The organism is Kribbella sp. NPDC054772 (assembly GCF_053611945.1).
Window position 1 is genome coordinate 143,359 of sequence record NZ_JBSHBJ010000007.1, and the last position, 21,074, is coordinate 164,432.

Sequence of the window (21,074 nt, forward strand, 5' to 3'; positions counted from 1 at the left end):
GGTGGCGATGGAGCCTGTGTTCGCGCCGGGTGTGCCTGTGGGCGTACGACGGTTGTACGAGCACCGGCCGGAGTTGTTCGTGGCGGCCGACGCGCCGCGGCCGAAGCGGGAGTCGTCGTGGTCGGTGGCGCCCGGCAACACGTTCGGGACGTTGCTGGTCTGGCTGGCGGTGTGTGTCGGCGGGTGGATCCTGGCGCTGATCGTGATGGCGGCGACGCTGCCGACCGCGGTCGCGGCGTGGGCCGCGGTGGTGCTGGCCGGGGTCGCGGTGCTGGCGACCGGTGGGGTCCTGGTGAAGTCGATGGTCGAGGACCGTGGACACAAGGCGGTCCGGTTGCAGCACCGGAAGTACCTGCTGCCGGAGGACTTCGACTCTGAGGCCGCGCGACTGCTCGGCCGGGCCCAGCGCGCGGTCCGAACGGTGCTTGAGGCAACAGTTACCCGGCGCGGCCTGCTCGACGACGTACAGAACGAGTTGGTGCTGCCCGAGCAACTCTGGGACATCGCCCAGGTCCTGCGCGAACAGACCGTACTGCGGGCACGCCAGCAGGACGTCGCGCGCGGTATGTCCACCGCCGAACTGGACGCCGTCCTCGGCCCGCAGCGTCGCGCCCTGGTGCTCTCCGCCGAAGCGATCAAGCGCAAGGTCGATCTGCTCGACCGGTACGCCGACCGGGTCCGTGCCGCCGACGCCGCGCTCCGGGCCGAGGCCGCACTCGAGGACGGCGACCGCTACATCGAACTCCTCGCCCGCACCGAACCGGTCGGCGACACGTCGGTCGTCCAAGGCTTCACTGACGAGGCGAGCGCGCTCAAGGACACCCTCACCCGTTCCATCAACGCGGCCCGCGACGCCGGCCGGACCCTCGCGCTACCCGAGTAGCTCAGCTTCCTGCTCCGGGGTGAGCCCGATCTTCAGCGCGGGTACGCCGCGGTCCTGGTCCCACTGGAGTACGTCGGCCACGGTCTGCGGCAGCGGCGTGACCGGCAGACCGGCCGCGCGGGCCTTGGCCGGGTTACGTTGCCGCTCGCCCCATTCGGACACCGGGTCGACGAGCGGGAACCGCGGCGGTACGGCGTCGAATGGGACGGGCACGATCTCGACGGTGCGGCCCGACACCTCGGCGGACACCTGGATGAGATCGCTGATGGTCGAGTCCGGCCCGACCGCGTTGAACGCACCATCTCGCGCATCGGTGATCAGTTGTACGACGAGACGCCCAACGTCGCGGCTGTCGATGAGTTGGAGCGGTTGCTCCGGACTCGTGGGCAGTGCGACGCGGCCACCGCGCGCGCCACGGCGGATCCAGTAGAGCGCCGTACCCGACGAGTCGCCGGGGCCGGTCACCCGGCCCGGACGGACGATGGTTGCGCGGTCGCCGTATCGCTCGACGACGTCGTCCTCGCAGGCCACCTTGCACGGACCGTAGGTGTCGTTCGTCAGTACGTCGGCATCGCGCAGCGGCTCCCGTCGCGGCGCGGTCTCGTCGGTCCCGGCCGGCAGATCGCGGACGTACACCGCGTGGCTCGAGATGAACACGTACCGTCCGACGCGGTCACCGAGCACGTCCATCGCCTGGTCGACGTCCCGCGTCCGGAACCCGCTCAGGTCGACGACCGCGTCCCACTCACCGGTCCGCAGCCCCGAGTAGTCGCCGGTCTCCCGGTTCCCGATCAACTGCGTCACGCCGGAAGGGAGCGGCGTACCGCCCTTCCCGCGACTGAACGAGGCGACCTCGGCCCCGTGCGCCAGCGCGTCGTCCACGATCGCGCGCCCGACAAACCCGTTTCCACCCAGCACCAGAATCCGCACAACCGCCCAACCTAGACCCCGCGCGCGGCCCTCGCGACCCGATTAAGCGATCGGCTGTTTGACAACCGATTGAGCCTGTAACACGTCTGAAGAGGTAAGGAGCGGGAGTTTGGCGCACACTTGAAGTCGGGGGACAGACGGGGTGACAGGGGAACGCATGGCGAGTGGTGCGCGCGCGGAGACCGAGCGGCCACGCTCGGTGCTCACGGTGTTGGGGCTGACGCTGCTGGGCGCACTGCTCCCTGGTACCGGACTGATCGCCGGCGGGCGCCGGCGGATCGGTGCGTTCGTGCTCGTCGTCTTCCTCGCCCTGGCCGGCCTCGTCGTGTACGTCGCCTTGACCCGTCGTGACGAGGTGATCGCGGCGGCCGTCGTACCGAGTCGGTTGCTGCTCACCTCGGTGCTGATCGGGGTCGTCGCGCTGCTCTGGATCATGGTGATCGTCGCCTCGCACCGGTCGTTGCGTCCGGCAACGAGCGGCGCCGGCGGACGAGTGCTCGGCGCGGCGTTCGTCGGCGTGCTGTGCTTCGCGATCGCGGCGCCGTCGGCGATCGGCGTCCAGACCGTGCTGGCGCAGCGGACTCTGGTGCAGGACGTGTTCCAGGCGCAGGAGCAGAGCAAGAGCGCGACGCGGCCCTCGACGGTCAACGTCAAGGACCCGTGGGAGGGCACACCGAGACTCAACCTGTTGCTGCTCGGTGGCGACGACGCTCCGAGCCGCGAGGGGGTGCGCACCGACACGGTGATCGTCGCGAGTATCGACACCAAGACCGGGAACACCGCGCTGATCTCGTTGCCGCGGAACCTGACCTTCATGCCGTTCCCGAAGGACTCACCGCTGGCCAGGTTCTACCCCAACGGGTTCGGCAAGGAAGGGCTCAGCCTCGACGGACGGCTGGAGTGGATGCTGACGGCGATGTACCAGAACATCCCGGATGCGCACCCGGGCATCCTCGGGCCGTCGGACAACGAGGGTGCGGACGTGCTGAAGCAGTCGGTCGGTGAGGCCACCGGCCTGAAGCTGGACTACTACCTGCAGGTCAACCTGCAGAGCTTCCCGGAGATCGTCGACGCGCTCGGCGGGATCAGGGTGAACGTCAACGAGCGGGTCGCGATGGGTGGCGTCAGCAGTTCGCACATCCCGCCGAAGGAGTGGATCGAGCCCGGTCCGAACCAGCACCTGGACGGGCGGCACGCGCTGTGGTTCGCCCGCGGGCGGTACGGCGCCGACGACGACCAGCGCCAGGTCCGGCAGCGGTGCGTGATCAAGAGCATCGTCGACGCAGCGGACCCGCAGACGCTGGTGACGAAGTACAAGGCGATCGCGCGCGCCGGTCAGCACCTGCTGCGGACCGACATCCCGCAGGAGCTGCTGCCGGCGATGGTCGAGCTGGCGCTGAAGGTGAAGTCGGGGACGGTCTCGAACGTCACGCTCGACCCGGAGAAGCTGCGGCTCAAGTACCTGCACCCGGACTACCAGGCGCTACGGGACACCGTCGAGACGGCTCTGGAGTCCGAGCCGGCCCCGGCCACCACGCCGCCGACGACCACACCGACCACCACACCGACCACCACACCGTCGGCCAGGTCGTCGACTCCCGCGACCACCCGGAAGCCCGCCACCACGCCCCCGCCGCCCGGCCCGACCCAGAACCTCGCCGACGCCTGCGCCTACCACCCGAACGGCGACCAGCCGAACTAGGGCGTGTCTCCCGATCCCCCGCCTACTGCGCGGCACTCGGCATGGCGCCTCGCCGGATTGGGAGACACGCCCTAGCCCACTGACGGGTTGTTTGCCCGCTGACGCGCTACAACACGCCAACGCGCACCTAAGCCGCCAGCGGACGACGCGCGACGGCTGTGCGAACTGACCCGGGTAATGATCTGAAGCGGGTGTCGATCTGTACTGCTGCCGCTCGACGTGAGAGTAAGTGATCGACCGAAACCACGAGGAGCAGTTGCGATGCGCTACATGATCATCAACAAGGCCGACGCCGACAGCGAGGCCGGGTTGTTCCCGGCGCCGGAGGTCGGCGAGGCGGTCGGCAAGGTCGTCGAGGACCTGTCGAAGGCCGGCGTCCTGCTGTTCGCGGAGGGTGTGCACCGCAGCGCGCTCGGCGCCCGGGTCAAGGTCGACGGCGGCCGCCGTACCGTCACCGACGGGCCGTTCGCGGAGACCAAGGAGCTGATCGGCGGCATGATCGTCGTCGAGGTCCGCAACCGTGACGAGGCGATCGAGTGGGCCGCCCGCCTGGCCGAGGCCCTCGGCGCCGAGGTCGAGGTGCGCCGGGTCGTCGAGCAAGCCGACTTCGGCCCGGATTCGGACGTTTACCAGAACTGATGTCCATAGGTGTCCCTTCCGTTCGTGGAAGGGACATGAACAACACACTGGTGGTTCCCGAGGCAGAGTTGTACTACGAAGTGCGCGGGACCGGACCGTTGGTGGTCCTGGTCGGCGCACCCATGGACGCGGACGCGTTCGCGCCGCTGGCCGACCTGCTGGCGCCCGACTACACCGTCCTGACGCTCGACCCGCGCGGGGTGAAGCGGAGCACGCTGAACCCCGGCGGTACGTCGCGCCCCGAGCAGCGGGCCGACGACCTGGCCCGGCTGATCCGGCACGTGGACGCCGGGCCGGCCGTCGTACTGGGGTCGAGTGGCGGAGCGGTCAGCGCGCTGGCGCTCGCGCAGTACCACCCGGAGCTGGTCCGCTCGGTGATCGCGCACGAGCCGCCGCTGAACCGGCTGGTCCCGGACGCGGACGAGCTGACGGCGAAGTCCGAGCAGCTGATGGCCGACTACCTCGCCGGTGACGTGACCGGCGCCTGGAGGCAGTTCTTCGCGCTCGCGAACATCCAGATGCCGGACGAGGTCGTCGAGATGATGTTCGGCGGCGAGCGCGACCCGGAGCAGGTGGCCGCGGAGCAGTTCTGGTTCGCGCACGAGATGCGCGAGACGATCACCTGGCTCCCGGACCTCGACCGGCTCCGCGAGGCCGACGTCGTGGTCGGGATCGGCGAGGAGTCGACCGGGCAGCTCTGCGACCGGACGTCGTCCGCGCTGGCCGACCGGTTGGGCATCGAGCCGACGCGGTTCCCGGGCGGTCACACCGGGTTCGCGGACACGCCGGAGGTGTTCGCCGAGGCGCTGCGGGCCGAGCTGAAGGTCCTGCACCAGCCGAGGTGAGACTCCTCCGTGGGTCCTGGGGCGGAGTATGTGAAGCTGGTGGTGTCCGGAACGTGCGCGGGGGAGTGATCGCGGTCGAACCGGGCACCGGTCCGAGGTGCCGCGTCGCCCGCGTGGCGTCTTGACCTCAACCGTGGTTGAAGTTTCAAGCTGGTGCCGCTGACACAGGACATCGGAGATATCGGCCCCGAGGGCCCCGACGAAGGAGCAGAGTTGACCACGTACACGCTTCCCGACCTCCCCTACGACTACGGTGCACTGGCGCCGAGCATCGCCGGCGAGATCATGGAGCTGCACCACGACAAGCACCACGCGACCTACGTGAAGGGTCTGAACGACACCCTCGACAAGCTGGCCGAGGCCCGCGACAAGGGTGACTTCGGCGCGATCGTCGGGCTGGAGAAGACGCTCGCCTTCAACCTCGGTGGGCACGTCAACCACTCGATCTTCTGGAAGAACCTGTCGCCGGACGGTGGCGACAAGCCGGACGGCGAGCTGGGCGCGGCGATCGACGAGTTCTTCGGCTCGTTCGACGCCTTCCAGGCCAACTTCACCGCGAGCGCGACCACCATCCAGGGCTCCGGCTGGGCGATCCTCGGCTGGGACGCGCTGGGCGGCAAGCTGCTCATCCACCAGCTGTACGACCAGCAGGGCAACCTGCCGGCCGGGCAGATCCCGATCGCCATGCTGGACATGTGGGAGCACGCGTTCTACCTGCAGTACAAGAACGTGAAGCCCGACTACGTCAAGGCGTGGTGGAACGTCGTCAACTGGGGCGACGCCCAGGCCCGCTTCGACGCGGCGCGCTCCGGCGCCGCGGCGCTGATCACCGGCGCCTGATCGTCCCGGACGCCCAGGCCATCACAATCCGTCGCGCCCGCCCATCCTCCGCTCCGGCGGGGACGGGCGGGCGCGATTGTGATGGCCTGGGGGTTCATCGGCAGAACTCCGCGATCACCGGAGCGATCGCCGCCGACTTGATCATGTGGTTCTGACCCGGTACTTCGGTGTGGCCGGCGCCCGGGACCGCCGCGGCGAGCGCGTGGGCCGAGTTCTTCATCCACGCCGGGCTCTTGCCGCCGTTCACCACCAGCACCGGCTGGTCGATCGGCGCCCACTGGGTCGCGTCCATCGGCTCGCCGAAACAGTTGCCGCCGACCACCTGTGCGTCGTACGGCAGGGTGTGCGCGATCGCCTTCATCGGCTTCCAGGCCGGCATCAGCTTCATCATCGTGACGACGATCCCGGGCAGCCCGATGCCCTTGGTGAAGAAGTACTTGATCGCGTCACCCGCGTCGAGGCGCTGCAGGTCGCTGACCCAGCTCCGTGGGATCTGCTTGCGGCTGTCGTCGACGACGTACGGCGGCTCGAACGCCACCAGTTTGTCGATCGACAGCCCGGCGGCCGTGGCCCGCAACGCCAGCGCCGCGCCGGACGACGAGCCGTAGACGTACGCCGATCCGCCGGCCGCCTCGATCACCGCGGCCAGGTCCTCGATCTCCCGGTCGACCTCGTACTCCTCGGCGTCACCGGAGTCGCCACGGCCGCGCCGGTCGTAGTTGTAGACGGTGAACCGGTCCGCGAGCGTCTCGGCGAGGTCGGGCATCGGGCCCTGGGCACGGCTGCAGAGCGCGCCGTCGACCAGGACCAGCGCCGGCCCATTCCCACGCCGGTCGTACGCGATCGTCGTACCGTCCTTGGATTCCACCGTGTTCATCTCGATCCTCCTGAGTGAGTGAGTCTTCACCCGTGCGTCGAGGAATCGGGGGACCGATCGACAGCCTGTGACTCAGATCACAGTGCGACGTATGACTCTCGGTGATGTGGGTACCGGGCTGCGCGAGCGGCACGTCGCACGTGCCATCCGCCCGTTCCGCAGCGTGCCGCCCGACGCCGTGCACGAGGACCTCGAAGCATTCAAGGGACACCAGCCGGAAGGGAACCGCACACGATGAGCACCACCTCCACCAACTCCAGGAACGCCACCCACCGGGAGCCGATGTCCGAGGCCAAGACGGTCCGGATCGATCTCGAGCACACCCGGCAGCAGCTCGCCGACACCGTCCAGGAGCTCACCCGCCGGCTGAACATGCCGCAGCGCGTGAAGGAGACCGCGGGGAACGCCGGGCAGCGCGTCTCGGGTGCCGCCGGGCAGGCGGGCCAGAAGATGAAGGACGTGCCCGGCGCGATGAAGGAGCTGCCGGCAATGGGCAAGCGGCACCCGAAGGCCGCCGCGGCCGTCGGTGGCGCCGCACTGGCCGTCGGCGTCGGCGCCGCAGCCTGGATCGCCCGCCGGCACGGCTAGTCCGGCACCACTAGAGCGGCGCTTGCTGAGCAGTCAGCAGGCCGCCGCGCGTTCGAGGAGGAGGGTCCGCTCGCGCTCGTTGCGGGTCAGCGCGGCGGCCTTCTCGAACTCGGCGCGCGCCTCGTCGAGCCGGCCGAGCTTGAACAGCAGGTCACCGCGCACGCTCGGCAGCAGGTGGTAGTCCTTCAGCGACGGGTCGTCCGCGAGCAGGTCCACCGCCTCGAGTCCGCGCTCGGGCCCGAACGCCATCGAGATCGCCACCGCCTGGTTCAACTCGACGACCGGTGACGGGGTGACCTGCGCGAGGACGGCGTACAGGCCGGCGATGCGGGCCCAGTCGGTGTCCTCGGGGTCGGCGGCGCGGGCGTGACAGGCGGCGATCGCGGCCTGCAATAGGTACGGGCCGGGTGGCTTCTCCAGGGCCCAGGCGCGGTCGATGCCTTCGAGGCCGCGGCGGATCAGCAGCCGGTCCCAGCGGCGGCGGTCCTGCTCGAGCAGCAGGACCGGTTCGCCGTCAGGGCCGGTGCGCGCGTTCGCCCGGGACGACTGCAGCTCCATCAGCGACAGCAGGCCGAGTACTTCGGGTTCGGTCGGCATCAGCTCCGCGAGCAGCCGGCCGAGCCGCATCGCCTCGTTGCAGAGCGCCGGACGCATCCAGTCGTCGCCCGCGGTCGCGGAGTACCCCTCGTTGTAGATCAGGTAGACGACCTCGAGGACCGATGACAACCGGTCCAGCAGGTCCGGGCCGGCCGGGACCTCGAACTCGACGCCCGCCTTGGCCAGGTTCTTCTTGGCGCGCACGACCCGCTGGGCGATCGTCGTCTCCGGGGCGAGGAACGCGCGGGCGATCTCGTCGGTCTTCAGGCCGCCGAGCAGCTTCAGCGTCAGCGTCACCCGCGCGTCCATGGTGAGCACCGGGTGACATGCGGTGAACACCAGCCGGAGCAGGTCGTCCTCGATGTGATCCTCGAGGATCGCCTCGACATCATCCTCGACGCTGTCGCCGTCGATCTCGAGCTCGTGGCCCATCTCGGCGAGCTTGCGCTGGTACGTCTCCTTGCGCCGGATCAGGTCGATCGCGCGGCGTTTGGCGATCGCCATCAACCAGGCACCTGGATTGTTCGGTACGCCGGACTCCGGCCACTGCTCCAGCGCGGCCACCAGTGCGTCCTGCGCCAGTTCCTCCGCCAGCCCGACGTCCCGCACGATCCGTGCGACGCCCGCGATGATCCGCGCCGACTCGATCCTCCAAACCGCGTCGACCGCCCCGCCCGCATCCGTTACCGTCACCCGCCGATAGAACAACACACCACCGCCCGGCAGCAACTGTCATGACGGACCCGCAGTCGCCAGAGCGAGGTCGTCTCGCCGTCGCGCGCCCGGCGGTGCCGCGGTACGACGTCCTCCCGGCCGACGACCCGTAGCCCGCCGGCCCGGAACATCTCGTCCAACTCGCCCGGCCTCCGGAGCCCGAGTACCTGCGCCAGATCGGACAGGATCAGCCACACCTCCCCATCCGGTTCCAAGTGATCGGCGACCTCGGCCAGGAACGCGCGCAGCATGCGGCCGTCCTCGTCGTAGACGGCGTGGTCGAGCACCGTCATCGGCCGGGCCGGGATCCACGGCGGGTTGCAGACGATCAGATCGGCGCGCCCAGGTGGGAATAGATCGGTCTCGACCACCTCGGCGGTCACTCCCAGCCTCCGCAGGTTCTCCCGCGCGCACTCGACCGCGCGCGGGTTGTTGTCCGTAGCAACAACCCGCTGAACTCCACGCCGGGCGAGGACCGCGGCCAGGACCCCGGTGCCGGTGCCGATGTCGAACGCCGTGCCGGTCGCCGGCAAGGGGCAGTCGGCAACAAGGTCGACGTACTCCGAGCGGGTCGGAGCGAAGACGCCGTAGCGCGGATGGATCCGCTCGCCGAGCGTCGGCACGTCCACCCCCCGGAGCCGAAGTTGATGCGCGCCGATCACACCGAGCAGCTCGCGCAGCGGGACCAAACGTTCGCCATCAGGTGGTCCGTAGGCGTCGGCGCAGGCAGCGCGCACGTCCGGAGCCCGGCGCAACGCGATGTGGTGGTCGACCAGTCGCAGGCACAAGGAGTTCAGGATGCGAACCCGCTCGGCCTGGCGCCGCCGTTGATCGTGGAACGAGCCACCACTCGTGGCCGGAAGCCGGCGGCCGAGGGCGGACAGCAGTTGTTTGGCGTTCTGGAAATCACCTTCCCAAAGAAGTGTCGAGCCGCGTTCGATCAGGCGCAGCGCCCGATCCGCGGAGATGGAGTCGTCGACCGTGATGACGTCGTCCAAGAGTCGTCCCTGCCAGTGCGAAGCGAAATGGGCAGCACGGCTCACCCGGAACGCCGGTACGGCGCCGGGGAGCGGACGACGGAGCTAGCGAACTGCCGCCGCATGGAGGGGCGAGGTCACCGCACCACTGTAGACAGGAACTCGGTTGTGCGGGTCTGTTCGGCAGCCGTGCCGATCGGCGCGAGCATCACGTCGGTGACGCCGGTGTCTCGCACTTGGTCGAGTTGCTTCGCGATGGCTGACTCGTCACCGACGAGCAGTACGTCGGCCGGCCCGGCGACGCCCTCGCGGTCGAACATCGCGCGGTACTCCGGAACTTGACCCGCCAGCGCGAACTCTTCCGCAAAACGCGCCCGTACCGTGTCCTCGGCGGACGTCAGACACACAGCAAGACCCGCCACAATCCGTGGGTCGCGGCTCCCGGACGCTCGGGTGATCGACGGGACGATGTGCTTGCTGAGTGTCTGGGGTCCGGTCATCCACGTGACTGTGCCGTCTGCGAGCTCGCCCGCGACCTTCAGCATCGCCGGGCCGAGCGCCGCGACGAGGACCGACGGCGGCTCGGTGCCCGGCAGTACGGCCGAGCCGACCGCCGTGAAGGTCTCTCCGTGATGGTCGACGGACTCGCCCCGGAGTAGCGGCTGCAGGATCTCGAGGTACTCGCGCAGTCGTCGCGCAGGCCGCTCGGTCGGCAGCCCGTACATCGCGCTGACCATCCTGGAGATCCCGGCGCCGATGCCGAGCGTCAGCCGGTTCCCGACTGCCCCCTGCACGGTCAGAGCCTGTCTCGCGAGCACCAGCGGATGGCGCTGCGGGAACGGCACCACGGCGGTGCCGAGCTCGATCCCCGGCGCCCCGGGACCGACGGCCGCGAGCGCGGTGAGGGCATCCCACCCGATGCCGTCCGAGAGCCAGGCGGTCCGGAATCCGGCCGCGGCCGCCGCCTGCGCCTGGCGCGCGATCTCCGGCAGCGGGATCTGCCCCCGGACGTCCCCGAAGGCCATACCGATACGCATCAACTGTCTCCTCGAGTGAAATGGGGTGGTCCCCCGTTTATCTCCCGGTACGATATGGGGGACCACCCCACTTGATCAAGGGACTTCGATGCGAGCTGATGCCCAGCGGAACCGTGACCGGCTGGTCACGGTCGCCGCCGAGGTGGTCGCGGAGCAGGGCGCCGACGCGTCGCTCGAGGAGATCGCGCGCCGGGCCGGCGTCGGGTCCGCGACCCTGCACCGGCACTTCGGCGGCCGGGTGGCGCTCCTGGAGGCCGTTTTCCAGAGCGGGATCGACGCGGTCTGTGACCAGGCAGTAAAGCTCGCAGACCATCCCGAACCCCTGCGGGCGTTGACGATCTGGCTGCGCGGCATGGTCGCGCACAGCACCGCGAGCCGTGGTCTCGGACCGGCGCTGAAGCTGAGCGCGGAGCGTGGTTCGGACTGCCACCGGCGCATCCTGGCGGCCGGTGGAGGGCTGCTTGAGCGTGCTCAGCGCGACGGCGCCGTCCCCGCGGATGTCCGGATCGAGGACCTGCTGAAGCTCGTCAACGGCATCTCGCTGGCCAGTGGCGAGGACGCCGTCCAGGCCGACCGGTTGCTCACCCTCGCGATCCGGGGGATAGCACCGGCGCTGGCCTAATAGACTTCGCTGCGAAAACCCCCCGAAGATGGCTCGAGGTTTGCTGTGCTCACCATGCAGGACGCGCTGCTGGCGCTGACGAAGTACTGGACCGACCGCGGCTGCATGATCGTGCAGCCGTTCAACACCGAGGTCGGTGCCGGGACGCTGAACCCGGCCACCATCCTGCGGGTGCTCGGTCCCGAGCCGTGGCGGGTCGCGTACGTCGAGCCGAGTGTCCGGCCCGACGACAGCCGCTACGGCGAGAACCCGAACCGCCTGCAGACGCACACCCAGTTCCAGGTGGTGCTGAAGCCGGACCCGGGCAACCCGCAGGAGTTGTTCCTGGACAGTCTGGAAGCGCTCGGGATCGACATCGACGCGCACGACGTGCGGTTCGTCGAGGACAACTGGGCGAACCCGGCGACCGGCTCCTGGGGTCTGGGCTGGGAGGTCTGGCTGGACGGCCTGGAGATCACCCAGTTCACGTACTTCCAGCAGGCCGGCGGGATGACGCTGGACCCGGTGTCGGTGGAGATCACCTACGGCATCGAGCGGATCATGATGGCGCTCCAGGGCGTCTCGCACTTCAAGGACATCGCCTACGCGCCGGGCATCTCGTACGGCGAGGCGTTCGGCCAGGCGGAGTACGAGATGAGCCGGTACTACCTCGACGACGCGGACGTGGAGTCGCAGAAGCGGCTGTTCGAGGAGTACGCGAACGAGGCCCGCCGGATGATCGACGACCGTCTCCCGGTGCCGGCGCACATCCAGGTACTGCGGTGCTCGCACACCTTCAACGTGCTGGACGCCCGCGGCGCCGTCAGTACGACGGAACGCGCGAAGGCCTTCGGCCGGATGCGCACGCTGGCGCGCGAGGTCTCGCGGCTGTGGGCCGAACGCCGTCAGGAGCTGGAGCACCCGCTGGGTCTCGCCGAGCTCCCGCCGGCCGCGGCCGTGCCGACCGAGTTCCCGGTGAGCAGCGGTACCCGGCAGCTGACCTTCGAGATCGGTACCGAGGAGATGCCGCCGTCCGAGGTCACCAAGACCGCCGCCGCGGTGCAGGCCGCGCTCGAGGAGAAGCTGGCCGCGACGCGCCTCGGGCACGGCGCGATCACGACGTACGCGACGCCTCGCCGGGTGGTCGCCTTCGTCGCCTCCGTCCAGGCCGGTGAGCCGGACGCGGAGCGGGTGGTGCGCGGTCCGAAGAAGCAGGCCGCGTACGACGCCGACGGCAACGTCACGAAGGCCGCGGCCGGATTCGCCCGTGGTCAGGGCGTCGACGTCAGCGAACTGCACGACCTGGATGTCGACGGCGTCGAGTACGTCGCGGTGACCAAGCCGGACCCGGGGCGTGGTGCGGCCGAGGTGCTGAGCGGCGTACTGAGCGAGATCGTCGCCGGTCTGCGCTCGGACAAGAACATGCGGTGGAACGACGCCAAGCTGTCCTTCACCCGCCCGATCCGCTGGCTGGTCGCGCTGCTCGGTGACGAGATCGTGCCGGTCTCGGTGTCGACGCTGGCCGCCGGCCGGACGACGCGGGTACACCGGACGGCCGCGCAGCCGAAGGTCGAGATCGCCTCGGCCGAGGGCTACCTGGACCTGCTCCGGATCCACGGCATCGAGGCCGACCCGGCCCGGCGGCGGGCCACCGTCGTCGAGGCGGCCGAAACCTTGTCGGCCAAGGTGCAGGGCACCGTCGACGTCGAGGGTGAGGCCGCGCTGGTCGACCAGATCGTGAACCTGATCGAGGAGCCGACGCCGATCCTCGGCGGTTTCAGCGCGGACTACCTGGAGCTGCCGAGCGAGATCCTGACCACCGTCATGCGCAAGCACCAGCGCTACCTGCCGGTGCGTGACGGCGACGGCAAGCTGCTCCCGCACTTCGTTGCCGTGGCCAACGGTTCGGTCGACGAGGACCGGGTCCGGGCCGGCAACGAGGCGGTCCTGCGGGCCCGCTACGAGGACGCCGCGTTCTTCTGGCGGGCCGACCTGGAGACGCCGCTGGAGTCCATGAAGAGCGAGCTGGAGAAGCTGGCCTTCGAGGAGCGGCTCGGTTCGATGGCCGACCGCGCCGGGCGGATCGGCCGGATCGCGCTGGCCCTGGCCGGCACGGTGGACCTCGACGGCGACGACCTGACGACGCTCAAGCGGGCGGCCGAGCTGGCGAAGTTCGACCTCGGTTCGCAGATGGTCGTCGAGCTGACCAGCCTGGCCGGCACGATGGCCCGCGAGTACGCGAAGCGCGCGGGGGAGACCGAGGCGGTCGCGCAGGCGCTGTTCGACATGGAGCTGCCGCGGTCGGCCGGTGACCCGGTCCCGTCGACGACTCCGGGTGCGCTGCTGGCGCTGGCGGACCGCTTCGACCTGCTGGCCGGCCTGTTCGGTATCGGCGCGAAGCCGACCGGTAGCTCGGACCCGTTCGCGTTGCGCCGGGCGGCTGCCGGTGTGGTCGCGATCCTGCGCGAGCACCCCGAGCTGCGGGCGATCACGTTGCCGGTCGGTATCAAGGCCGCGGCTGACGAGATCGGTGCCCAGGGCATCGACGTACCGGCGGACTCGCTCGACGAGGTCGCCGAGTTCACCCTCCGACGCTACGAGCAGCAGCTCCTGGATCGGGGCGACGACCACTTCCAAGTGGCCGCCGTGTTGCCGCTGGCAACTGCTCCGGTGGTCGCCGACGAGACGCTGGAGACCCTGCAGGGCCAGGTCGGGAACAGCGACTTTGCCGACCTGGTCGCCGTCCTCCAGCGGGTACGCCGGATCGTTCCGGACGGCACCGAGGCGGAGTACGACGCCGGCAAGCTCACCGAGCCGGCCGAGGTCGCGCTGCACGAAGCGGTGCAGAAGATCGGTACCGCGCCCACCGGACTCGGTGAGTTCGTCTCGGCCGCGTCGGTGCTGGTCGAGCCGGTGAACGCGTTCTTCGACGAGATCCTTGTGATGGCGAAGGAGCCGGAGATCCGCGCCGCCCGGTTGGGGCTGCTGGCAACGATCAGCAAGCTGGCCGCGCCGGTGCTCGACTGGCAGGCGCTGGGCACCAGCCTCAACCCGTCGGAATGATCACTCCGGCAGAGGTTGCCGACAGGGCCGAGCGGGTGGCGCCGGCCCTGCGGGAACATCTGCGCCTGACACCGTTCGTCCGGTACGACGCGTTCAGCGACGACCTCGGCGCCGAGGTGCTCGTGAAGTGCGAGCACCAGCAGCGCACCGGTTCGTTCAAGGCCCGTGGGGCGTTGGCGAAGATCCTCACGCTGACGGATGCGGAGCGGGCGGCGGGAGTGATCACGGCGTCCACCGGCAACCATGGGCTCGGCGTCGGCAACGCGCTGGCCACCCTCGGCGGTCACGGCATCGTGTACCTGCCCGAGAACGCCGCACCGGGCAAAGTCGCCGCGCTCCGCCGGCTCGGTCTCGAACTGCGGGCCGAGGGCAACGACACCGGTGCGCTCGAACTCAAGGCCCGGGCGTACGCCGCGGAGCACGGGCTCACGTACATTCCGCCGTACAACGATCCGGACATCGTCGCCGGGCAGGGGACGCTCGCGGTGGAGATCGTCGAGCAGCTCGGCGGCGCATCGCTCGATGCCGTGGTGGTGTCGGTCGGTGGTGGCGGGCTGATCAGCGGGGTCGCCGCGGTGCTCAAGAAGCACCTGCCCTGCATCAAGGTGTACGGCGCGCAGCCGGCGGTCGACAACGCGATGGCGGCGTCGGTGCGGGCCGGCTCGATCGTCCAGGTCGACGCCGCGCAGACGTTGTCCGACGGTACGGCGGGCAGCGTCGAACCGGGCAGCATCACGTTCGACCTGTGCCGTGCACTGGTCGACGACTGGGTGCTCGTCGAGGAGGACGCGATCCGGGAGGCGCTCCGGATGGTGATCGACACCGAGCGCCAGTTGATCGAAGGGTCCGCCGCGCTGGCGTTCGCGGCGGCGCGCGAACGGCGTACCGAACTGGCCGGGAAGCGCGTCGCGGTGGTGTCCTGCGGCGGCAACATGTCCTCGTCAACACTGGTGAACGCGCTTGCGTGAGCTCGTGGTGCTCGGGACCGGCAGTCAGGTGCCGTCCCGGGAACGCACGCAGAACGGGTACTTCCTGCGCTGGGACGACGAGGGGTTCCTGTTCGATCCGGGGGAGGGCACGCAGCGGCAGATGCTGTACGCCGGGGTCGCGGCCGGGGCGATCACGCGATTGTGCGTGACGCATTTCCACGGCGACCACTGTCTCGGGGTGCCGGGGATCGTGCAGCGGTTGTCGCTGGACGACGTACCGCATGCGGTCCGGGCGCACTACCCGGCATCGGGGCAGACGTACTTCACGCGGCTGCGGTACGCCGCCTCGTTCTTCGAGCGGGCCGAACTCCTCGAGGAGCCGGTGGAGGAGGACGGGCTGCTGTCGGTCGGCTCGTTCGGGCAGCTGTGGGCGCGCCGCCTGGAGCACTCGATCGAGTCCTTCGGCTACCAGTTGATCGAGCCGGACGGCCGCCGCATGCTGCCGGACAAACTCGCCGCAGCGGGGGTCAGCGGGCCGGCGATCGGCCGGCTGCAGCGGGCGGGTTCGCTCGAGGTCGATGGTCGCACCATCCATCTCGAGGACGTCAGCGAACCGCGCCCCGGGCAACGGTTCGCGTTCATCATGGACACCCGGCTGTGCCCGAACGTCCTGCGGCTGGCCGAAGACGCCGATCTGTTGGTGATCGAGTCGACGTATCTCTCGTCCGAGGCCGAGCTGGCGCGTCGCTTCGGTCACCTCACCGCGCGCCAGGCGGCGCGGGTCGCGGCCGAGTGCGGCGTACGGAAGCTGGTCCTGACGCACTTCTCGCAGCGCTACCTGGAGCCTGAGCGCTTCTACGAGGAGGCGGCGGCGGAGTTCTCCGGCGAGATCGTGGTGGCGTCGGATCTCAGCAGAATCTCAGTTCCAACCCGTCGCTAGCGAACAGTTCGTGACGAGCGCGCGAACACGCCGGAACCCGAGCCACGGCAGGGTGCAGCGGGATTAACATTGCCCGCGAATGTAAATCCGCCCGACTCCAGGAGCAACGTTCCGTGCGCCCTCCCCGCCCGCTGCCGGCCGCGATCGCGGTAGTTGCCGTCGGCGCCTTGGTGGCGGTGGCGTTGTGGCGGCCCTGGGAGGACTCGGCCCAGGCGGCCGGCGGCCCGCCTGAGATCAGCGTGTCCCGCAGCCAATGCGGCCAGGGCTGGACCAACGCGAGGACCGGTCGGCAGACGCTGCTGCTGCACAACACCGGCGACGCCGCGGCCGAGGTCGACCTGGTCGAGGTCACCAGCAACAAGGTGTACGGCGAGGTCGAGGGCCTCGGGCCGAACACGACAGCACCGATGGACGTGCAACTCGGTGCCGGCAAGTACGCGATCCGCTGCCTGATCGAGGACACCGACGCGATCACCGGTCCGAGCGTGACGCTCACGGGTGACGCGAAGGGCGGCCCGGCCGCGGTGGCAGTCACCAAGAACGACATGCTGCCGCTGGTCAAGCAGTACGAGGCCGCGGTCGCGACCGGTGTGGCGCAGCTGGTCGGCAAGACGGACAAGCTGCGCGGCGACGTGGACGCGGGCAACCTGGCTGCCGCTCGGTCCGACTGGCTGTCCGCGCACTTGGCGTACAACTCGCTCGGCGCCGCGTACGACGCGTTCGGCGACTTCGCGGACAAGATCGACGGCTCCGACAGCGGCTTCCACCCGCTGGAGAAGGGCCTCTGGCACAACGCGACGGCCGCCGCCCTGAAGACGATCGCCGCCAAGCTCGCCGCCGACGTCCACGGCCTCCAGACCGACCTGCCGAACCAGCAGGTGGATCCGAACGACCTCGGCCTGCGCGCCCACGAGATCATGGAGAACGCCCTCCAGTTCGAACTCACCGGCGAGAACGACCAAGGCAGCGGTACGTCGCTGAACACCGCGCTGGCGAACCTGAACGGCACGGCGAACGTGCTCGCCATCCTGAACCCGGTGCTCAAGCCCCGGTACCCCGAACTGCCTGAGGTGCAGAAGTGGGAAGACCGGACGCGGGCGCTGCTGACCGCGCACCAGAACACGTCGGTCGCCCAGCTGGACCGGACCACGCGGGAGCAGCTCAACGGCGCGGTCGGTGAACTCCTGGAGAAGCTCGCGCCGGTCGCCGCGATCTGCGAAGTACGGAGGGGCTCATGACGGGCGTCGGACGCCGGTCTTTCCTGGCCGGTGCGCTAGCTGGTGCAGGTGCCGCCGCGGCGACCGGGTTGTCGTTGTCTGCTGACGCGGAGACGTCGCAGTCGGTGGCGTTCCACGGCGTACACCAGGCCGGCATCACGACTCCGCAGCAGAAGCAGGCGATCTTCGCTTCGTTCGACGTGATCGCCGCGAACAAGGGCGAGCTCGCCGACCTGTTCCGGACGCTGACCGACCGGGCGCGGCTGTTGACCGCGGGCGGTGCGTTGCAGCCGTTGGGTATCACGGCTCCACCGGCGGATTCCGGCGTACTCGGTCCGGACATGCCGGGGGACGACCTGACGGTCACCGTTGGCGTCGGGGCGTCGTTGTTCGACGCGCGGTACGGGCTGAAGGACCGTAAGCCGGCGAAGTTGACCGCGATGAAGGAGTTCCCGAACGACAGTCTCGACGCGAGCCTGTGTCACGGGGATCTGAGCCTGCAGTTGTGCGCGTCGGAGACCGACGTCGTACTGCACGCGTTGCGGGACATCGCTCGGCACACCCGCGGCGCGATGCAGCTGCGCTGGCGGGTCGACGGCTTCCAGAGCCCGCCGCGGCCGTCCGGCACGCAGCGCAACCTGATGGGTTTCAAGGACGGCATCGTGCAGCCGGCGCAGTCCGACCACGACAAGCTCGTGTGGGTTGCCAAGGGCAACGGTGAGCCGGCCTGGACCGAAGGCGGCAGCTACCAGGTCCTGCGCCAGATCCGCATGCTGGTGGAGTTCTGGGACCGGGTGTCGGTCGGCGAGCAGGAGAACATGTTCGGCCGCCGCCGCGACTCGGGCGCACCGCTGGACGGCAACCGCGAGACGGACACACCGGACTACGCGGCCGACCCGACCGGTACGGCGATTCCGCTGACCAGCCACATCCGCCGGGCGAACCCGCGGACCGCGGAGACCGCGGCCAGCCAGTTCCTGCGCCGCGGCTACAACTACGACAAGGGCACCGACGCGGTCGGCGACCTGGACATGGGCCTGCTGTTCTGCTGCTACCAGCAGGACATCGCCCGGCAGTTCGACGCCGTACAGACCCGGCTGGCCGACGAGCCTCTCGTCGACTACATCCGGCCGGTCGGCGGCGGTTATTTCTTCGTGCTTCCCGGTGTTCGGGACGGCAACGACCACTTCGGGAAGTCGTTGCTCGGATGAGTTACTCAGGAGGAGAAGGCATGCGCGCAAGACTCCGGGTCGCGGCCACCGCCGCCGCGGCCACGACAGGCTTGTTGCTTGCCGCCGGCTGTGCCGGCGACACCCACCAGCTGACCAATACCGCCGCCACGTTCCAGCCCCCGGCCAACGCCCAGGCGGCGAACTGGAGCCGGCCGGTCGGTACGACGACGCCGATCAAGCACGTGGTGGTGATCTTCGGCGAGAACATCTCGTTCGATCACTACTTCGGCACCTACCCCAACGCCACCAACGAGAACGGCACCCCGTTCACCGCGGCCGCGCACACGCCCAAGGTGAACGGCCTGTCGCAGCAGTTGCTGACGAACAACCCCAACGCCTACAACCCGAAGCGGCTGGCGCCGTCGCAGGCGCTGACCTGCGACCAGAACCACGGCTACAGTGCCGAGCAGAAGGCCGTCAACGGTGGCAAGGCCGACAAGTTCGTCGAGAACACCGAGACGGACAAGTGCACCGGCCAGCCCGTCCTGTTCGGTGAACCGGGCCTGGTGATGGACTACTTCGACGGCAACACCGTCACCGCGATGTGGAACTACGCCCAGCACTACGCGCTGAGCGACAACTCGTTCGACACCGTGTACGGGCCGTCCTCGCCAGGCGCCGTGAACCTGATCTCCGGGCAGACCCATGGCGTCCAGGCGATCGACCCGAAGACCGGCAAGCCGACCACGGACGCGTACGCCGTCCAGTCGCCGGACGCGAACGGGATCGGCACCATGACCAACGACCCCGACCCGTACTACGACGACTGCTCGAACAACAACGGCAAGTCGTCGAACAACCTGGCCGTGATGCACGGCAAGAACATCGGCGACCTGCTCAACGACCAGCACGTCACGTGGGGCTGGTTCCAGGGCGGCTTCAAGCCGACCTCGTCGGCGAACGGCAAGGCGGTCTGCGGCTCGACGCACACCAACATCGGCGGCAACGCGGCGACGGACTACAGCCCCCACCACGAGCCGTTCATGTACTACCAGTCGACCGCGAACCCGAAGCACCTGCCGCCGTCGTCGGTGGCCGCGATCGGTCGCACCGACCAGGCCAACCACCAGTACGACACGTCGGACTTCGACGCGGCCGTCGCGGCGAACAACCTGCCCGCGGTCAGCTTCCTGAAGGCCGGCGAGTACCAGGACGGCCACGCCGGGTACTCCGACCCGCTGGACGAGCAGGCGTTCGTCGTCAAGGAGATCAACCAGCTGCAGAAGTCCAAGGACTGGGCGTCGACCGCGGTCGTCCTGGCCTACGACGACTCCGACGGCTGGTACGACCACGTCACGCCGCCGAGCGTGAACGGTTCCAAGGACGCGGCACTCGACCAGGCCGCGCTGTGCGGCAAGAAGCCGGTCGCCGGTGGGTACGCCGACCGCTGCGGCTACGGCCCGCGGCTGCCGCTGCTCGTCGTCTCGCCGTACGCGAAGACCAACCACGTCGACCACGCGGTGACCGACCAGACCTCGGTCCTGAAGTTCATCGAGGACAACTGGCGGACCGGCAAGATCGGTGACCACTCGTTCGACGAGCGGGCCGGCAGCCTGAACAGCATGTTCAGCTTCCGCGCGCACCCGAACACCCGGCCGCTGATCCTGGACCCGAAGACCGGGGCCGTCACCCGCTAGGTGTTACTGCCCTGATCGGCGAGGAAATCGTCGATCAGGGCGTTCACCTCTTTGGGTGACTCCAGCGCCGCGAGATGTGCCGACTGCTCGAGTACGACGAACCTCGCGCCCGGGATGCAGCCGGCCATCTCCTCGGTCTCGGCGACCGGGAACGTCTTGTCCTCGCCGCCCGCGACGACGAGCACCGGCGTACGGATGGTCCTGAACAGTTCGCGTTGGTCGGGCCTGCGCGGGACCACGCTGGTCACGGCGTGCATCCCCGAACGGACGTTGACCTTCCGTGCCAGTTCGTTGACCGTGGCAACGACCTCGGGCTTCTCGCGTTTCGCGGTCGGTCCGACGAACGCGTCCCGGACCGGCCCGACGAGCGGTCCACGAATCCCACCTAGCAACTGCGCCGACCGCGTGAGGACGCCGTACTCGAACCGCTGCCGACGGCCGGCCGGTGACGCGGTCGCGTTCATCAGCACCGCGATGCCGATTCGGTCGGGATGCAGCGCCGCGAAGGTGCCGCCGATCATGCCGCCCCAGCTGTTGCCGATCAGGTGCACCCGGTCGACACCGAAGTCGTCGAGGATCTCGGTGATCACCTGCACGCATTGGCCGAAGGTGAACGGTCCGGTCAGCGGCTCGCTGCCGCCGTGCCCGGGTGGATCGACGAGCACCACCTGGAAGCGGTCCGCGAAGTGCGCGGCCTGGGCGGACCAGAGCGTGCCGTCCATCAACAGGCTCGGCCAGAACAGCATCGCGGGCCCTGACCCGCTGACGCGCAACCGGATCCGGCCCAGCACGGTCTCGACGTACCGATCCTGCATGTCTGAACGGT

At 69.4% G+C, this 21,074-nt stretch carries 19 protein-coding genes; 13 read left to right on the forward strand and 6 right to left on the reverse strand.

From position 1 onward, the window contains the following. Positions 1-7: 7 nt before the first annotated feature. Positions 8-883, forward strand: a complete 876-nt coding sequence (locus ACWGID_RS14475) for a hypothetical protein (RefSeq protein WP_452196933.1) — start codon at positions 8-10, stop codon at positions 881-883. On the opposite strand, the gene ACWGID_RS14480 is transcribed toward ACWGID_RS14475, so the two are convergent. Next, a complete protein-coding gene (locus ACWGID_RS14480; protein ID WP_452196934.1) occupies positions 872-1,813 on the reverse strand; it encodes an NAD-dependent epimerase/dehydratase family protein in 942 nt (313 codons plus the stop codon). The genes ACWGID_RS14475 and ACWGID_RS14480 overlap by 12 nt on opposite strands. Before the next feature lie 157 nt (positions 1,814-1,970). Here ACWGID_RS14480 and ACWGID_RS14485 point away from each other — a divergent pair, with 157 nt between their 5' ends. From ACWGID_RS14485 to ACWGID_RS14500, 4 genes are all read left to right on the forward strand, one after another. After that, positions 1,971-3,515 carry an LCP family glycopolymer transferase gene (locus ACWGID_RS14485; protein ID WP_452196935.1) on the forward strand — a complete coding sequence of 515 codons (1,545 nt, stop codon included), beginning with the start codon at positions 1,971-1,973 and terminating at the stop codon, positions 3,513-3,515. 261 nt (positions 3,516-3,776) lie between these two features. Further along, entirely contained in the window at positions 3,777-4,154 is a 378-nt protein-coding gene (locus tag ACWGID_RS14490; RefSeq protein WP_452196936.1) for a YciI family protein, read from the forward strand. A gap of 35 nt (positions 4,155-4,189) precedes the next feature. Beyond that, on the forward strand, positions 4,190-4,999 hold the full coding sequence (locus ACWGID_RS14495) for an alpha/beta fold hydrolase (RefSeq protein WP_452196937.1): 810 nt from the start codon (positions 4,190-4,192) through the stop codon (positions 4,997-4,999). 213 nt (positions 5,000-5,212) lie between these two features. Then, positions 5,213-5,839, forward strand: a complete 627-nt coding sequence (locus ACWGID_RS14500) for a superoxide dismutase (RefSeq protein ID WP_452196938.1) — start codon at positions 5,213-5,215, stop codon at positions 5,837-5,839. A gap of 94 nt (positions 5,840-5,933) precedes the next feature. On the opposite strand, the gene ACWGID_RS14505 is transcribed toward ACWGID_RS14500, so the two are convergent. Further along, a complete protein-coding gene (locus ACWGID_RS14505; RefSeq protein ID WP_452196939.1) occupies positions 5,934-6,716 on the reverse strand; it encodes an alpha/beta fold hydrolase in 783 nt (260 codons plus the stop codon). 234 nt (positions 6,717-6,950) lie between these two features. Here ACWGID_RS14505 and ACWGID_RS14510 point away from each other — a divergent pair, with 234 nt between their 5' ends. Beyond that, a complete protein-coding gene (locus tag ACWGID_RS14510; protein ID WP_452196940.1) occupies positions 6,951-7,304 on the forward strand; it encodes a DUF3618 domain-containing protein in 354 nt (117 codons plus the stop codon). Between the two features lie 33 nt (positions 7,305-7,337). Here the strand turns inward: ACWGID_RS14510 and ACWGID_RS14515 are convergent, their stop codons facing one another. The 3 genes from ACWGID_RS14515 to ACWGID_RS14525 form a co-directional block, all read right to left on the reverse strand. Then, a complete protein-coding gene (locus ACWGID_RS14515; protein WP_452196941.1) occupies positions 7,338-8,594 on the reverse strand; it encodes an RNA polymerase sigma factor in 1,257 nt (418 codons plus the stop codon). Beyond that, positions 8,591-9,613 carry a methyltransferase gene (locus ACWGID_RS14520; protein ID WP_452196942.1) on the reverse strand — a complete coding sequence of 341 codons (1,023 nt, stop codon included), beginning with the start codon at positions 9,611-9,613 and terminating at the stop codon, positions 8,591-8,593. The genes ACWGID_RS14515 and ACWGID_RS14520 overlap by 4 nt, the downstream gene beginning before the upstream one ends. A gap of 116 nt (positions 9,614-9,729) precedes the next feature. Beyond that, positions 9,730-10,629 (reverse strand): TIGR03564 family F420-dependent LLM class oxidoreductase, encoded by a 900-nt coding sequence (locus tag ACWGID_RS14525; protein WP_452196943.1) that lies wholly within the window; start codon positions 10,627-10,629, stop codon positions 9,730-9,732. A gap of 88 nt (positions 10,630-10,717) precedes the next feature. Here ACWGID_RS14525 and ACWGID_RS14530 point away from each other — a divergent pair, with 88 nt between their 5' ends. The 7 genes from ACWGID_RS14530 to ACWGID_RS14560 all read left to right on the forward strand — a co-directional run bounded on the left by ACWGID_RS14530 (position 10,718) and on the right by ACWGID_RS14560 (position 20,248). After that, complete coding sequence (locus ACWGID_RS14530) at positions 10,718-11,251, forward strand: TetR/AcrR family transcriptional regulator (RefSeq protein WP_452196944.1); 534 nt, start codon at positions 10,718-10,720, stop codon at positions 11,249-11,251. Positions 11,252-11,305: 54 nt separating this feature from the next. Next, positions 11,306-14,293, forward strand: coding sequence for a glycine--tRNA ligase (locus tag ACWGID_RS14535; protein WP_452197089.1), 2,988 nt, complete (start codon positions 11,306-11,308; stop codon positions 14,291-14,293). Beyond that, positions 14,290-15,261 (forward strand): pyridoxal-phosphate dependent enzyme, encoded by a 972-nt coding sequence (locus ACWGID_RS14540; protein WP_452196945.1) that lies wholly within the window; start codon positions 14,290-14,292, stop codon positions 15,259-15,261. Before ACWGID_RS14535 ends, ACWGID_RS14540 begins: the two co-directional genes overlap by 4 nt. Then, a complete protein-coding gene (locus ACWGID_RS14545; RefSeq protein ID WP_452196946.1) occupies positions 15,254-16,162 on the forward strand; it encodes a ribonuclease Z in 909 nt (302 codons plus the stop codon). The genes ACWGID_RS14540 and ACWGID_RS14545 overlap by 8 nt, the downstream gene beginning before the upstream one ends. A 113-nt stretch (positions 16,163-16,275) precedes the next feature. Further along, positions 16,276-17,400, forward strand: coding sequence for an EfeM/EfeO family lipoprotein (locus tag ACWGID_RS14550; RefSeq protein ID WP_452196947.1), 1,125 nt, complete (start codon positions 16,276-16,278; stop codon positions 17,398-17,400). After that, positions 17,397-18,590, forward strand: a complete 1,194-nt coding sequence (efeB, locus tag ACWGID_RS14555; RefSeq protein WP_452196948.1) for an iron uptake transporter deferrochelatase/peroxidase subunit — start codon at positions 17,397-17,399, stop codon at positions 18,588-18,590. The genes ACWGID_RS14550 and efeB overlap by 4 nt, the downstream gene beginning before the upstream one ends. 20 nt (positions 18,591-18,610) lie before the next feature. Next, positions 18,611-20,248: a phospholipase C gene (locus tag ACWGID_RS14560; RefSeq protein ID WP_452196949.1), complete on the forward strand. Its 1,638-nt coding sequence runs from the start codon at positions 18,611-18,613 to the stop codon at positions 20,246-20,248. Here ACWGID_RS14560 and ACWGID_RS14565 read toward each other — a convergent pair. Beyond that, the gene (locus tag ACWGID_RS14565) at positions 20,245-21,063 is read right to left on the reverse strand and encodes an alpha/beta fold hydrolase (RefSeq protein ID WP_452196950.1); all 819 of its coding nucleotides are present in this window, start codon (positions 21,061-21,063) and stop codon (positions 20,245-20,247) included. The genes ACWGID_RS14560 and ACWGID_RS14565 overlap by 4 nt on opposite strands. Positions 21,064-21,074: the final 11 nt, after the last annotated feature.